Origin of the sequence: Polaribacter aquimarinus, assembly GCF_003129485.1 — a bacterium.
In the GTDB taxonomy this organism is placed as follows: Bacteria; Bacteroidota; Bacteroidia; order Flavobacteriales; family Flavobacteriaceae; genus Polaribacter; species Polaribacter aquimarinus.
This window is the reverse complement of sequence record NZ_QFFG01000001.1, coordinates 364509-380323: the sequence shown is the minus strand read 5'-3', so window position 1 is coordinate 380323 and position 15815 is coordinate 364509. Positions and strand designations below refer to the sequence as shown.

Sequence of the window (15815 nt, the reverse complement as noted above, 5' to 3'; positions counted from 1 at the left end):
TCACGTTTTAGAAAAAATGTTAAAGCTAATTTTGTCTTGTAATTCAGAATATATTATAAGATGAAAAGTATTCAAAAGTGGTTGTTAGTTATAATATTATTTTCTTCAACCATTTCAAAAGGACAAGAGAAAGAAGAGTTTAAACCAGTTATCAAGTGGAATATGACTTCACAGATTTGGTTCCGTTATTCAGATTTAAATGAAGGTTCTTTAATTGATAATGAGTTTTCTAGTAGTTTTATGGATATTTCTATTAGACGTTTAAGAATACCTATTTCTTCACAAATTACTCCAAAAATATTTGTTTACTCCATATTTGGGGGTAATAACTATAATTTTAAAAACAAAACTTTTCAATTAGAGGTGTTAGATTTATATGTAGAGTATACTTTTGATAAGGCTTTTGAAGTAGGTCTTGGTAAATCTGGATGGCAGGGTTTGAATAGATGGAATATCCGTTCTGCTAAAACATTGATGGGGTTAGATTCACCTTTGTTTACTTTAAATTCTGTAGAAAAAAATGATGATTTAGGGCGATTGTTTGGTGCTTGGATAAAAGGTCAATATGGAAGGTTAGATTATAGATTAGCATTTAATAGACCATTTATTACAACAGCAATACCTCAAGGTAAAGTAGGTTTTGCTAATAACAAGCCAAGAGTTAAAACGTCTACATATGTGAAATATCAATTTTTTGAGCATGAATCAAACAAATCTGCCTATCAAACAGGAACCTATGGAAACACAAAGAAAGTATTTAATATAGGTTTAGGTTATCAATATCAAGAAAATGCTATGAGTGATGGAGATGCAATGTTAGCTTCAACAAATTTATATGATATGAAACACTGGGCAATAGATTCTTTTCTAAATTTACCTTTTTCTAATGAAACTGCAATAACAGCCTATTTAGGATATTACGATTATGATTTTGGTAAAGACTATATAAGAAATGTAGGTGCAAATAATCCAACTACAGGTGGTGGAACAGACTTCAATGGGGCTGGAGTTGCATTTCCAATGATTGGTTCAGGAACGACTTGGTATATGCAATTTGGATATGCTTTAAAAGCATCTAAAATAATGGGTCAAAATTTTGTTATTCAACCTAATATTGCCATTCAAACTTCTAATTGGGATGCTTTAAATGATCAAATGACAGTTTATGATTTTACGGTTAACTTTTTGCTTGATGGTAAACATAATACTAAGTTTAGTTTAGGGTACCAGCATCGTCCAATTTTTGATGCAACCACCATTCAACAAAAAGGATATAAAGGAATGGCAGTTTTACAATATCAAATTTCTTTGAAATAATTATCAAATATTTTATTTAACAAGTATTTTCTTTGCTATAGATTTACTTCTATTATTCATAACAACGATGTAAAAACCTGATGGTAAATTTGAAGTATTTATAAATTTATTAATTTTTAACTCTTTTGTAAGTACCACTTTTCCTAACAAATTAAAGATTTGAATACTAGTATCTGAATCAAAAAAAGTTCCAGAAAAATTTAAAAGATCATTTACAGGATTAGGAAAAAGATTTACTTCGTCACTAGTGGTAATAAAAGTTTCTGTATTTAATGTTCCATCATCACTAAAAGGATTTGTGCCATTTGTAATTTCACTTCTATCACTTACTAAATCATTATCTGTATCTAACATTGGTACAGAATAATTATTAGTCCAAGTCATATTTATTGTTTGGTTCATTTGAGTAGCCACAATTTTTATAAAAAGATCACCATTAGGTTCTCTATAAAAAGAACTGCTATCATTGCTATTTAGATCTGTTAATGAGTTGCTTTCGTTTAAATTTTTACTAGAAAAAGTTAAATTTAATCCACCAAGTTTACCAAAATCTGAAAATTTTAGAACATAGTTATCACCAACTCTAGCATTTTCCATGGCAATGTTAATGCTTTTTGTTGTGGGTAAAGACTCGAAAGTGTATGTGTATTGAAAGCCTTCGTTAACAATAAATGGAAATTGAATAAATGTTTTAAATCCGTAAATATGGTATGCAGAAGCTATTGGAGTTTTATCTTTAATTCTTCTACAAGATAAATTTGGAATTTGAGCTGTAGTCAAACTCGGAAAACGTAGTACTGATGATGCAAATTTATGAGGACTAACATAAGCTCTTATCCAATTAGAGGGTTTTGTTTCATCTCCAACTAACATAAATGGATGATTGCTAACAATAGAAGAATTTGCCTTACCGGTTAGAGAGCCATCTTCATCTAATAACACAGTAATCCAATTTCTTGGATGAGATGGGTTCTGAGGTCTTGTATCGTCATTTTTAATAGGAATGTCATAATTTGGTAATATTACATGAGGTATTTTATTATTATCTGTAGTGATGCCTGAAAGACGATGATTTGTATTTTTAGTTGCAGCACCACCACTACTTATAAATGTTCTAGTACCTGTGTTCCATCCCACAAAGTGGCAATTTTTAATTTGACCAGGTCCATCATACATTCTATATAATCTTGTATTACCTTGTAAAATTCCTGTTTCAGAATCTGCCACAATTACAGATTCTTTAATTTGCGAAAAACTAGCAAATTGTATAGCAGTTGTATTATCAATAACAATGTTGTTAAAAAAAACGAGGTTACTAGTATATTCGAATCTATTACCTACACTATTCCCTAAGCCAGAATACAAGCCGAGTTTATTAGAATACCAAGTGCAGTCTTCAAATAAATGTTCTTCTTTGTTTTGCCAACCTCTGTTACTAAGTATTTTATGATCACTTGTAAGTTGATCGAATACATCAACACCGCTTACGCAACTGTGTGCTTTATTTCCTTTAAAAAGCCCAAGAGGTTCTTTATAAGGTTCAATACCATTGAATCTAGAATCTTTTGCAGAATCTCCCATTGGTTTTTGAGGAAAAGCAAACCAATACCCTGTTCCTTCTGTTCCTGCTGCTACGTTATTTTGAAAGGTATTGTTTGGATTGGTTATCCAATATGTGGCAGGAGTTCTATTCTGTACTTCATTTAATTGATTGTCAGAAGGTGTAACTTCTTCTCCTTTTTTTGGTTTTCTTGTTCCTAATGCTACATTGTTTTTTATCACATTATAACGCTCACTACCATCTTCAAGAAATACACCATGTCCTATGTGGTCATAAAAAAAATTATTATCTATAGTAGTGTAGCTCGTTCCATGTATGGTAATAGCTCTATTAAAAGATTTATGTATGCTAGAATTTTTAAAATATTGTCCAGTTCCAAAATCATGAAGTAGATGCCAATGCCAAGGATACTTTCCTAATTTTGCTTTTTGGCCCATTCTGTAGAGTTCTACACTACTTCCAATAAGAGTACTGTTAGGCATAGCCATTATATGTCCTCCAAAACCAGTTTGTTCGCTATTCTCTGCTCCTTGAATTTTGATATTATGTGATAAAAGTCCTACTTCTGCTCTTAAATCTGCAGTCCAACTTTTACCATCTGTAGTTCTAGTATATGTTTTAGTTTTGCTAAAATGAGGGAATTTTAGAGTTTCATTAAAGGTGATTTTTAAATTATCAGCACTAATAGAATTAATTATTCTTTTTTCTGCCTCATTCCAGTCTGTTCTACTAGAAACAATAACAATTTCATCTCCTATTTCCCAATCAACAGGTTCTGACAAAGTGATTGAATTTGAGCCCACAGTAGCATTTGCACCTAAATGTGTCCAACTTATTTTCTCTTTTCCGTGAAATTCTATTTTACCTCCATTCATTGCGCCAATAAAATTATCTCCCATTGTACCTAAACTTTCTTTGTTCGTACCAATTAGAGTTATTTTGCATTTACCATCAGCTATGTATGGTTGGTTTTTAGTACCAATTTCAAAATGAGCATTAGCGCCCATAACCAAAATCATTTCTGTTTCTAAATCTATTGAAGCGTCATTTTTTTGAGCTTTCAACCCTTTTAAACTTCCTCTTACAGTAATAGTTTTAGCTTTTGCAGTTCCAACTAAATCTACAGTTATTCCTTCGGGTATTACAACGTCATCATTTTCCGTTGGTATAATTCCTGTCGACCACGTAGCTATGTTTTGCCAACTACCACTTTTTACAGCTTGTATGGTAGGAAGATTGGTTGAGATAAGTTTAAATAGATTATTATTACCAGAAAACAGTATTGCTTCTTCAGTATTAATAAAACTTAGAGAGCGGTTTTTAGTAGCTGACAGTTCAAATACTAAAGTAAAAACAACAAAAAAATAAAGGATCTTTTTTTTCATATTAAAAATAGGTTCATTCAAAATGAGTCAGTTCTAAAATATAAGGTGTTTGCAAATCAACCATCCTGTTGTATCTGTTTAATATTTATAGAATAAAATATTAAAAATTCCTTTTGAAGTTATGTATAATATTGAAATTTAAACTTTTAACTAAGATGTTTTTAATAATTAATAAACATGTTAAGATTTTACAGTAGTTTTTCTGTTGACTGATAAACTGTAAGATAAAGCTTAGTTTTGGTTAACAGTAGCGTCTTGTTTTTTGATACAATAGCTATCCAATAAAAAGGATACTAGAGAATGACCACTTTTCAATATCTAATTTCTTTGAAATAATTTTAGTCTGAGCCTTTAATTGTAATAGAATTTTAAAAACTAATAAATTAAGAATCATAATTTTATCAAATTCGTAAATAAACTCAGATATACTAAAAAATAGTGCTTAGTCTATTTATTTGGTATATATTTGACCTCGAATTTAAGAAATGATAATCAATAATAACAATAATAATTTCAATAATCCTAATTTATAGGATTGGAAGGTTGTTGTTTAAAAATATATAAATAAAGCCTTCCAATTTGGAAGGTTTTTTTTTAGACTAAAAATTTAGAATAATGAGTAAAATGATGACAGTCGACGTTCTGTCGAGTATTAAAGGAGCAAAAGAATCAGAAACTGTAAGTAAGTTGTTTGAGGTGATTAAGAATGCAAACACAACAAACAATACTTCTTTCAATACTTCTAATAACGCTGTCTCTTTAGATGATTTAAGAGAGGATATTGTAATTGATAGTTCATCAATAGAAAAAGAAATCATCATTGAAAATTTCCCAAAAGAAAAGAACGGATATTTGGTAGTGTCTAAAGTGATAGAAGAATAAACATGGAATCGCAAATACATCAAATTCATCAACAAATGATGAACAAAGAAATCACTTGTACTCAATTAGTTCAAGATAGATTAGATTTATTAAAATCAAACACTCACAATACAGTCAATTCACTTTTAGATTTAAAAGCTTTAGAATTAGCAGCAAATGTTGATGCTAAAATTGAAAGCGGGCAAGAAATTGGTTTGTTAGAAGGAATTCCTTTCGGAATTAAAGATGTGTATATGGTTCAAGGAACATTAACTACTTCTAGTTCAGAATTGTTAAAAAACTATAAATCATCTTATACTGCAACTGCAATTCAAAAATTGTTAGATGCAGGTGCAATTCCGTTAGTAAAAGAAAATTGTGATTCTTTTGGTCACGGTTCTTCTTCTGAAAACACCATTTTTGGAGCAGTTAAAAATGCTATTAATCCTGAGTTAGTTGGTGGAGGTTCTAGTGGAGGTTCTGCAGTTAATGTAGCTAAAGATTACACTGTTTTTTCTATTGGAGGAGATACAGGAGGTTCAATTCGTCAACCAGCAGGTTACAATAAAGTGTATGGTTTTAAACCAACTTATGGAAGAATTTCTAGATATGGAATTATGGCCTACGCTTCTTCTACAGATTGTGTTGGTCCAATAGCAAAATCAATAGAAGATATTAGAATTGTTTTAAATGTGATGAGTGGTAAAGATGTAAAAGATCAAACTACGTATCAATCAAAAGCAATTTCTGAAGAAGCTGTTTTAAATGCAGATCAAATTAAAACTATTGGATACTTTAAAAACTTTATTGAAAGCGAAGCAATTGATGCTCAAGTTAAGTCAGATTTTTTAGCATCCTTAGAAAAAATTAAAGCGAAAGGAATTAAAGTTAAAGAATTAGATTTCTTTGAATCAGATACTTTGGTTTCTACCTATTATACATTAGCAATGGCAGAAACTGCTTCTAATTTATCTAGATTAGATGGAACAAATTATGGAGCAAGAATTGAAGGTGATAATTTAAAAGATACCTATTCTATTACTCGTTCAGAAAATTTTTCTGAAGAAACAAAACGTAGAATTGTTGGTGGAAATCAAGTGCTATCTCAAGGTTTTTCTGATGAAATCTATTTAAAAGGATTGAATTTAAGAGACCAAATTGCTGATAATTTTGAAAAAGATTTTCAAGAAGTTGATATCATTTTATCACCGGTTACACCTAGCACACCGCCAAAAATAGGAGACAGTTTAAAAGATCCTTTGGCAATGTATTTGTCAGATGCTTACACAGTTGGTTTTAGTTTAGGGCAATTACCAACTTTGACAGTACCTCAAGGAACAGCAACCGGATTACAAATTTCTGCTGCAAAAAATAATGACGAACTTGTTTTGAAGTTTGCTCACTTCTTAAAAGATACGATATAATGGAATTGGAACAATTAAATGAGTTGCTAAAAAAGCACGAGTTAGAGTTGGTAATTGGTTTAGAAACACACGTTCGATTAAACACAAAAACAAAGTTATTTTGCTCTTGTGCAAACCAAGAAATTGAGCAGCCAAACACCAATATATGTTCTGTTTGTACCGGGCAAATGGGCGTTTTACCTTCCATAAATAAAGAAGCAATTACCAAAGCTATTTATTTTGGAAAAGCAGTAAAATCAACCTTTGAAAATGAAGTAATTTCTTGGGATCGTAAACATTATGAGTATCCAGACAATCCAAAGAATATTCAAATTACACAGTTTCATAATCCTGTAATTCCTGATGGACAAGTTTCTTGTTTTAGAAACGATGGTTCTCAGTTTACAGTGAATTTAACGCAGGTTCATATTGAAGAAGATGCTGCAAAATTAATGCACGAAAAGAAAGTTTCTTTAGTAGATTTTAACAAAGCAGGAGTTCCGTTAATAGAAATTGTAACAGAACCTTGTATTCGTCATATAGAAGATGCTTCAATCTATGCACAATATATTCAAAGAATTGTTCAGAATTTAAAAATATCGGAAGCAAACCTTGAAAAAGGAGAGTTTAAATCGGATGTTTCTGTGTCTTTACGTAAGAAAAGAAGTTATGATTTAAATCCAAGAACAGAAATCAAAAACTTAAATTCATTTAAGTTTATGGTAGATGCTTTAAAGGAAGAAATTGAAAAACAACTTAATTATTACATAGAAAATAAAGAGTTTAGACCAGACCAAACTACGGTTTTATGGGATGCAGATTTAAAGCAAACCAAAACAATGCGTAAAAAAGAATTTGAAGCAGATTATCGTTTTATTTCTGAACCAGATTTACCATTTGTAAACATAAAACAAGTTGTAGAAAGTATAGATGTAGATGTAAGTTCTTTACCTTTTGCAGTAGAATCTATTTTAATAAAAGGTGGTGTTTTACCACAAGATGCAAAGTTTTTTACGGCAGATTCTTTGCGTTCTAAAACATTTGTTGAGATAAATAATGTAATCAAAGATCCTTCTTTTGTAGCAAAAACCTTAGTAAACAATTTAAAAGCTGATGAATATGCAAATATTCATAGTGTAGAACAGTTAATTGAAATTTTCCAATTATTTAAAGATGATAAAATTACTTCTGTTTTAGTTCAAAACGGAATTACATCATACTTAAAAGATAGAGATTTCGATTACAATAAATACTTTGAAGACAATACGATTTCTGAAGATAAAATTAAAGATGCTGTTGCAAAAGTAATTGCAGAAAACGAAGCTATTGCTGCAGATATTAAAGGAGGAAATCAAGGAAAAGCAGGAATCTTAGTTGGTAAAGTAATTCAAATTATTGGTAAAGGAGCTTCAGGAAAAGTAATTCGTGAAGAAATTCTGAAACAATTAGCCTCTAATGAAGTTGGAAGTAAGAAGTTGGAAGTAGTAAGTAAAAAATCATTAGCCAACAACCAACAACCAACAACTAATAAACAAACAGAAGAATTACCAGAAATTCCAATTGTAATTAAAGATGAATACAGAACACATAAAATTTCTGAATTATCTGATGATTCTATAAATGATGAAGTAACATTATCAGGTTGGGTTTCTAGTGTACGTGATCATGGAGAGTTAATGTTTATTGATTTAAGAGATTCGAGCAATCAAGTTTTTCAAGTTCGTTTAAGTAGAGAAACTTTTCCGAATTTAGATGAATTGGTAAAACTAAAACCAGAAACGGTTATTATGGTTACTGGTGTGGTTGTTCAAAGAAATGAAGATGATTATAATGCAGGTTTAAGAACTGGTAAAATTGAACTAGAAACTGCTTCCTTAGAAATTTTAAACTTATCTAAAACATTGCCTTTTGAGATAAAAAGAGCAATGAAAACAAACGAAACTACACGTTTTCAATACAAGTTTTTAGATCACAGAAATGATGAAGTTCGTAAAGCAATCGTAAATCGTCATAGAGTCATCAAATTAATGCGTGACATTTTGGATGAAGAAGAATTTTTAGAAATAGAAACGCCAATTTTAACTGCAGGGACAGATGAAGGTGCAAGAGAATTTATTGTGCCAACCAGAAAACAAGCAGGTTCTTTTTATACCTTACCTCAAGCACCACAGCAATTTAAACAAATGTTAATGGTGGGTGGTTTTGAAAAGTATTTTCAAATTGCACGTTGTTTTAGAGATGAAGATTCTAGAGGAGATAGACAACCAGAATTTACACAATTAGATATTGAAATGGCATACGCAAGTATGCAACAGATTATCGATTTAAACACAAAAATGTTTAATGAAATCGTGAAGAAAATCTATAGTAAAAAATGGATTTTACGTCCTTTCGAAGTTATAACTTACAAAGAAGCTATGGATAAATATGGTTGTGATAGACCAGATTTACGTTATGGTTTAGAAATGCAAGACATTACTGATATTGTAAAAGACACAACTTTCCAAGTATTTAGCAAACCTATTGATGATGGTGGAGTTGTAAAATGTATCAAGGTTTCTGCTCAAGAACAAGGAAACAAAAGGATGTCTAAAGGTCAGATTGAAAACTTAACTGCCATTGCTCAACAAAATGGTTTAGGTGGTTTAGCGTATATTATTGTAAATGAAAACGATTTACAATCGCCAATTATTAAGTTTTTAGGAGAAGAAATTGCAGCAAACATTATTAAAGAAACAAATGCGCAAGTAGGAGATATTGTATTCTTTTCTGCAGCAGATTATGCTACCGCAAATAAGGCATTGGATGCTGTTCGTCAAGAATTGGGACGAATTTTGAAACTCATCAATCCAAAAGAATTAAGACCTGCATGGGTTGTAGATTTTCCAATGTTTGAAAAAACAGATGAAGGAAGATGGACGTTTACACACAATCCGTTTTCTATGCCAGCAGTTTATGATTTAGAAAAGCATATGAATGGAGAAGGAGAGGAAATAGGAACTATTATCGCACAACAATATGATTTAATCTTAAATGGTTATGAAATTGGTGGAGGTTCTGTTCGTGCGCACAAAGCAGAAATTTTAGAAGCAACCTATAAAAATATGGGTTACAATAAAGAAGAGATGATAAAAAGTGTTGGGACAATGTATAAAGCGTTTCAATATGGTGCACCACCACACGGTGGAATTGCTTGGGGTGTAGATAGGTTAATGATGATTTTAGAAAAGAAGGCTTCTATTAGAGAAGTAATGGCTTTTCCAAAAACAGGAACATCAGAAGATTTATTATTTAATGCACCATCTATTTTATCAGATAAAAAAGTAGAAGAAATGAATGTAAAAATTATGAGAAGTTAAGGTTTATTTGAATAATATTTTTTGAATTAAATTTAGAGATTAAAAATTAATGATTATGCAAAGCATAAAAAGTATTCTTATTTGTTTATTTTTTTTTCAATTAAGCATTTTTTCTCAAGAACCTATTTTTAAAGAAAATTTTGAGAATTCAGCAAATACTATTGTAAATACACCTTCTGGATTTTCTCATAGCGTTTCAAACGGAACTTTAAAAATTGTTGGAAATGGAGGTGGAGGTAGGTGGAGTTCTGTATCTTATGGTTTTAATATAAATGGCAGTAGTACTATAAATCTCTCAGAAAGCCCTAAAGTGTTTATTAGAGCAAAAGCGACTCCAAGTTTAGAGTTAAGAATTGATTTGAGAGACCAATCAGATTATTTAACAAATCAAAATCCTACTTCAGTGAGATTAAGTGGTGATTTTGTTACTTACGAATTTGATTTTACAGGGAAATTATTTGATGGTGCATTTGGAGGTCCTTGTAAAACAGGTCCTTGTTCTGTTGATGCTTCTAAAATTGAGTTTTTATCTATTTATGCTAATCCTGGAACAGGGAACTACAATGGTACTATTGAAATAGATTGGATTAGTTTTGGTTATAAACAAGCTATAGAACAGCAAGAAACTACAAATTTTTTTATTAGATACAATCAAGTTGGTTATTTAACGGGGAGAGATAAAACCATAAATATTACTTCAACAGTAAATTTTTTACCATTAGATTATAATATTAAAAATTCAAGTGGAGTTATTGTAAAAACAGGAACTACTCCTAACCCAAGATTTTGGGGAGATGCACAAGAATATGCATCCATCATTAATTTTTCAGAAATTGATACAGAAGGCTCATATACAGTTGATGTAGAAGGTAAAATAGCTAGATTTTACATTGGAAGTAGTGTTTATGAAGATTTATCTATAGCAGCGTTAAAGTATTATTACTACAACAGAGCAAGTGCAGCAATTACAGCACAACATGGAGGAATTTGGTCTAGGTCATCGGGTTTGCCAGATACTCAAGTAAGAGTTCATTCTTCTGCGGCTTCATCTTTAAGACCTACAGGAACAATTATCTCTGCGCCAAAAGGGTGGTTTGATGCAGGAGATTACAATAAATATATTGTAAACAGTGGTATATCAACATATACTTTATTGGCAGCTTTTGAACATTACACATCCTACTATCAATCTAAAGAACTTAATATTCCAGAATCTGGAAATAATTTACCAGATATTTTAGATGAAATTATTTGGAATTTAGACTGGATGTTAGCAATGCAAGACCCAAATGATGGTGGTGTGTATCATAAATTAACAGGATTAAATTTTGCAGGAAGAATAATGCCGAATAGATATACTGCCACTCGTTACGTTGTTAAAAAGAGTACATCAGCTGCTTTAAATTTTGCAGCAGTAGCAGCTCAGGCTTCAAGAGTTTTTGCGAATTATGAAAGTGAAAAACCTGGTTATAGTATAGCTCTAAAAGACGCTGCAAAAGGAGCATATAATTGGGCAAAAGCAAATCCTACTGTATATTTTACAAACCCATCTGGGGTTCTAACAGGAGAGTATGGAGATGGAAATGTTACAGATGAATTTCAATGGGCAGCATCAGAACTATTTATTACTACTGGTGAAGCACAATATAAAAGTGATATTAATCTTAACGCTATAAATAATGGAGTTCCAAGTTGGCAGAGTGTAGGTAGTTTAGCTTTGTTTTCTATGAATTTCCATTCATCATCCATTTCTAATGACGTAGATATAAATACAGCAAAATCTAAATTATTAGCAACTGCAAATATTATAAGAACTAAAGTAAATAATTCTCCAATGGCAATTGGAATGTCAGGGAGTGATTATGTGTGGGGAAGTAATGGTGTTGCAGCCAATCAAATGTTATATTTACTTAGAGCTTATGAAATTTCAAGTGATGAAACGTATTTAAAAGCAGCTTATAAAGGTATGGATTATCTTTTAGGAAGAAATGGTACAGGTTTTTCTTTTGTTTCTGGTTTTGGAGATAAAACACCAATAAATCCACATCATAGAATTTCCTTTGCAGATGGTATTTCTACTCCTGTTCCTGGAATGCTAGTAGGTGGTCCTCAACCTGGGCAACAAGATAAGTGTTCTTACTCAAGCAATGCATCAGCAAAATCTTTTTCAGATACTTGGTGTTCTTATTCTACAAACGAAGTTACCATCAATTGGAATGCACCATTAGCTTATGTTATTAATGCTTTACAAATGTATCAAAATCAAGGTGTTGCTTTGTCTGTTGATAAAAATAAAATTGTTTTCGATGATGAGATACAATTATATCCAAACCCTGTAAAAAATCAATTATACTTTAAAGTATCAAATTTAGATATACAAGAAGTTGTTATTTACGATGTTACAGGAAAGGAAGTCTTTCAAACAAATAAAATATTAAAACAAAATAAAGTAGATTTTACAAGTTATAAAAGAGGAATTTACTTTGTAAAAGTAAAAACCCAAAAGGGTGTGACTACTAAAAAAATTCTTAAGAAATAAAAATCATTTTAAAGGTTGCTTAATTTAAAAATCTACCTTATTTTTGTCGTGTAATGAAATTAAATACAAATAATACATGGTGGTGGAACTCTCTTAAACAATAAGTGAGAAGAAAACCTATATGTAAACAATATAAAGAAAAGGCTTATCTCACGATAAGCCTTTTTTCAATTATACCAGATGAATAAAATAAAATTCAAAACATTATCAAAAACTAAAATTGCAGATACTATTACACCTGTTGGGTTGTATTTACGTTTTCGAGATAAATACGCAAATACGCTGCTTTTAGAAAGTTCAGACTATCATAGTAAAGAAGAAAGTTTTTCTTTTATAGCTATTGAATCTGTAATTTCTATCAAAGCAGAAAATCATAATTTGAGTTTTTCTCATAAGGGTGTTGAGTTAGAAAATCAGCAAATAGGAAGAAATTTTAATGCTATTTTCGAAAGCTACAGTCAAGCTATAGATTTAGATTGTCCTGCTGAATTAAAATCTTTCAACGGATTGTATGGTTATACAACTTACGATTCTGTGCAGTATTTTGAGAACATCAAATTAAATGTTGATGAAGCTCCGTCTGCAATTCCGTTAATGCAATACAGTTTTTACAGATTTATCATTGCTATCAATCATTTTAATGATGAAATGACCTTGATAGAAAATATTGAAGAAGGAACAGAATCTAGAATTAAGGAAATTCAAACGATTATTGATGCTCAAGCATTCAATACACAAAAATTTGAAATTGTTGGTGATGAAACTTCCAATGTAAAAGGAGAAGAATTTATTGAATATGTGAAAAAAGCAAAATCACATTGCAAACGTGGAGATGTTTTTCAGTTGGTGTTATCACGTCAATTTCAGCAAAAATTTAAAGGTGATGAATTTAATGTATATAGAGCTTTGCGTTCTATAAATCCATCACCATATTTGTTCTTTTTCGATTACGGTTCTTTTAAATTGATGGGATCTTCACCAGAAGCGCAAATCAAAATATCCGCAGGAAAAGCGACCATCAATCCAATTGCTGGAACATTCAGAAGGACGGGTGATATGGCTAAGGATATTCAGTTGGGTAAAAAATTATCAGCAGATAAAAAAGAAACAGCAGAACACGTAATGTTGGTAGATTTAGCGCGAAATGATTTAAGTAAACACGCTGATAACGTAGAAGTTGAAGTGTTTAAAGAAGTGCAATATTTCAGTCACGTTATTCATTTGGTATCAACAGTTTCTGGCCAGTTAAAAGGAAATCCTATAGAAATTGTGGGAGATACTTTTCCTGCAGGAACGTTAAGTGGAGCCCCAAAATACAAGGCAATGGAATTGATTGATACGTATGAAAATCAATCTCGTGGATTTTATGGTGGTGCAGTTGGAATTATTGGGCTAGATGGTTCTGTGAATTTGGCAATTGCTATTAGAAGTTTTGTGAGTAAAAACAAGACCTTGTATTATCAAGCAGGGGCAGGAATCGTTATTCATTCTGATGAAGAAAAAGAATTACAAGAAGTAAATAATAAGTTAGCAGCGTTAAAAAAAGCGTTGATTTTAGCGGAAAATATATAATTGGCTGTTAGCTTTTTGCCTTTAGCATATTGCTAAAAGCCAAGAGCCAAGAGCTAAAAGCTTAAAATATGAAAATATTAATATTAGACAATTACGATTCGTTTACCTATAACTTGGTGCATATGGTAGAAAAAATTACAGGAAATTTTCCTGCAGTTTTTAGAAACGATGAAATCAGTATTGCAGATGTAGGAAATTACGACATCATTATGTTGTCTCCAGGACCTGGAATTCCAGATGAAGCAGGCATTTTAAAAGAAGTAATTAAAACCTATGCAGGTAAAAAGCCAATTTTCGGAGTTTGTTTAGGTTTACAAGCTATCACTGAAGTTTTTGGAGGAACAATCATCAATTTAGATGATGTTTTTCACGGAGTTGCCACAGAAATGAGGATAACTGATACCTCAGCAACTATTTTTAAAGATGTTCCAGAAACTTTTATGGCTGCACGTTATCATTCTTGGGCAGCAACAGATGAAGGATTTCCAGAAGAAATTCAAGTTACTGCAAGAGATGAAGATGGAGGAATTCAAGCAATTGAACATAAAATATTTCCAATTTCTGCGGTTCAGTTTCATCCAGAATCTATTTTAACAGATGTTGGTGAGCAATTGGTTACTAATTTTATCAATGCAAATTCGTAATGAAAGCAATTTTAAACAGATTATACAATCACGAAAGACTGTCAAAATCAGAAGCAAAACAAATCTTAATAGACATTGCAGCTGAAAAATACAATGATGCGCATTTAGCATCTTTTATGACGGTTTTTATGATGCGTCCAATTACTGCTGATGAACTTTCTGGTTTTAGAAATGCGCTAAAAGAATTGGCTATAAAAGTAGATTTTTCTGATTATAATACCATTGATATTGTTGGAACTGGTGGTGATGGAAAAGACACATTTAATATTTCTACGTTAACCTCATTTATAGTTGCAGGAACTGGACAAAAAGTTGCAAAACACGGTAATTATTCAGTGTCTTCTCAATCGGGTTCTTCAGATATGTTGGAAAGTTTTGGTTATGAATTTACAAATGATGAAAGCACTTTAAAAGAACATTTAGAAAAAGCCAATATTTGTTTTTTACACGCTCCAAAATTTCATCCAGCTATGAAAGCTGTTGGACCAACAAGAAAAGCATTGGCATTAAAAACGTTTTTTAATATGTTAGGGCCTTTGGTAAATCCGAGTTCACCAAAAAACCATATGTTGGGTACTTTTAATTTAGAAGTTGCACGTTTGTATAATTATATTTTACAGGAAGAAAAAGATATCAATTACGGAATCATTCACGCTTTAGATGGCTATGATGAAATCTCGTTAACAAGCGGATTTAAAATCTTTACCAAACAAGGAGAACAGTTAATCAATCCAGAAAATTTAGGATTGAAAAAAGTGCATCAATCGGATATTTTTGGAGGAGAAAATGTTGCTGATGCAGCAAAAATATTCAAAACGATTCTAGAAGGAAAAGGTACAGAAGCACAAAATAATGTAGTATTAACAAATGCTGCTTTTGCTTTAAAAATAGTTGATGAGACTAAGAGTTTTAACTCGGCTTTTGATGAAGCCAAAGAATCACTTTTTGGTATGAAAGCTAAAAATACATTAGAGAAATTAGTAAGCATATAAAATGACAAAAAAGAAAAACAATTTAATTCTGATTATTCCAGCGTTTTTATTGATGGGAACTGCTGTAGGAATTCAAACAAAAAACCTTTTTAAACAAATGATTATTGGTTTGATTGTGGGAATTATTGTTTACTTTTTTTTGAGATACAGAAATAATAAAATAGATAAAACAAAGTCTTAAA

The 15815-nt window shown here is 31.0% G+C and carries 10 protein-coding genes; 9 read left to right on the top strand and 1 reads right to left on the bottom strand.

The window, feature by feature from the left end; translation table 11 throughout:
• Positions 1-60 precede the first annotated feature (60 nt).
• A complete protein-coding gene (locus DIS07_RS01815) occupies positions 61-1317 on the top strand; it encodes a porin family protein (RefSeq protein WP_109403505.1) in 1257 nt (418 codons plus the stop codon).
• Positions 1318-1329: 12 nt separating this feature from the next.
• On the opposite strand, the gene DIS07_RS01810 is transcribed toward DIS07_RS01815, so the two are convergent.
• Positions 1330-4263 carry a G8 domain-containing protein gene (locus DIS07_RS01810; protein ID WP_146190697.1) on the bottom strand — a complete coding sequence of 978 codons (2934 nt, stop codon included), beginning with the start codon at positions 4261-4263 and terminating at the stop codon, positions 1330-1332.
• 615 nt (positions 4264-4878) lie between these two features.
• Between DIS07_RS01810 and DIS07_RS01805 the strand changes: the two genes are divergently transcribed.
• From DIS07_RS01805 to DIS07_RS01770, 8 genes are all read left to right on the top strand, one after another.
• Positions 4879-5145 carry an Asp-tRNA(Asn)/Glu-tRNA(Gln) amidotransferase subunit GatC gene (locus tag DIS07_RS01805; RefSeq protein ID WP_181374503.1) on the top strand — a complete coding sequence of 89 codons (267 nt, stop codon included), beginning with the start codon at positions 4879-4881 and terminating at the stop codon, positions 5143-5145.
• A 2-nt stretch (positions 5146-5147) separates the two neighbouring features.
• The gene (locus DIS07_RS01800; protein ID WP_109403502.1) at positions 5148-6548 is read left to right on the top strand and encodes an amidase family protein; all 1401 of its coding nucleotides are present in this window, start codon (positions 5148-5150) and stop codon (positions 6546-6548) included.
• Entirely contained in the window at positions 6548-9886 is a 3339-nt protein-coding gene (gatB/aspS, locus tag DIS07_RS01795) for a bifunctional amidotransferase subunit GatB/aspartate--tRNA ligase AspS (RefSeq protein ID WP_109403501.1), read from the top strand. Before DIS07_RS01800 ends, gatB/aspS begins: the two co-directional genes overlap by 1 nt.
• 55 nt (positions 9887-9941) lie before the next feature.
• Positions 9942-12425: a glycoside hydrolase family 9 protein gene (locus DIS07_RS01790; RefSeq protein WP_181374502.1), complete on the top strand. Its 2484-nt coding sequence runs from the start codon at positions 9942-9944 to the stop codon at positions 12423-12425.
• Positions 12426-12605: 180 nt separating this feature from the next.
• Positions 12606-13997, top strand: coding sequence for an anthranilate synthase component I family protein (locus DIS07_RS01785; protein ID WP_109403499.1), 1392 nt, complete (start codon positions 12606-12608; stop codon positions 13995-13997).
• Between the two features lie 68 nt (positions 13998-14065).
• A complete protein-coding gene (locus DIS07_RS01780; protein ID WP_109403498.1) occupies positions 14066-14641 on the top strand; it encodes an anthranilate synthase component II in 576 nt (191 codons plus the stop codon).
• Positions 14641-15633, top strand: a complete 993-nt coding sequence (gene trpD, locus DIS07_RS01775) for an anthranilate phosphoribosyltransferase (protein ID WP_109403497.1) — start codon at positions 14641-14643, stop codon at positions 15631-15633. The genes DIS07_RS01780 and trpD overlap by 1 nt, the downstream gene beginning before the upstream one ends.
• A 1-nt stretch (position 15634) precedes the next feature.
• Positions 15635-15814, top strand: coding sequence for a hypothetical protein (locus DIS07_RS01770; protein WP_109403496.1), 180 nt, complete (start codon positions 15635-15637; stop codon positions 15812-15814).
• Position 15815 lies beyond the last annotated feature (1 nt).

Coding starts and splice junctions, on each gene's coding strand:
- DIS07_RS01805 (WP_181374503.1), top strand. CDS start 4,879: ATGAGTAAAATGATGACAGTCGACGTTCTGTCGAGTATTAAAGGAGCA.
- DIS07_RS01800 (WP_109403502.1), top strand. CDS start 5,148: ATGGAATCGCAAATACATCAAATTCATCAACAAATGATGAACAAAGAA.
- DIS07_RS01810 (WP_146190697.1), bottom strand. CDS start 4,263: ATGAAAAAAAAGATCCTTTATTTTTTTGTTGTTTTTACTTTAGTATTT.
- DIS07_RS01780 (WP_109403498.1), top strand. CDS start 14,066: ATGAAAATATTAATATTAGACAATTACGATTCGTTTACCTATAACTTG.
- DIS07_RS01785 (WP_109403499.1), top strand. CDS start 12,606: ATGAATAAAATAAAATTCAAAACATTATCAAAAACTAAAATTGCAGAT.
- DIS07_RS01770 (WP_109403496.1), top strand. CDS start 15,635: ATGACAAAAAAGAAAAACAATTTAATTCTGATTATTCCAGCGTTTTTA.
- trpD (WP_109403497.1), top strand. CDS start 14,641: ATGAAAGCAATTTTAAACAGATTATACAATCACGAAAGACTGTCAAAA.
- gatB/aspS (WP_109403501.1), top strand. CDS start 6,548: ATGGAATTGGAACAATTAAATGAGTTGCTAAAAAAGCACGAGTTAGAG.
- DIS07_RS01815 (WP_109403505.1), top strand. CDS start 61: ATGAAAAGTATTCAAAAGTGGTTGTTAGTTATAATATTATTTTCTTCA.
- DIS07_RS01790 (WP_181374502.1), top strand. CDS start 9,942: ATGCAAAGCATAAAAAGTATTCTTATTTGTTTATTTTTTTTTCAATTA.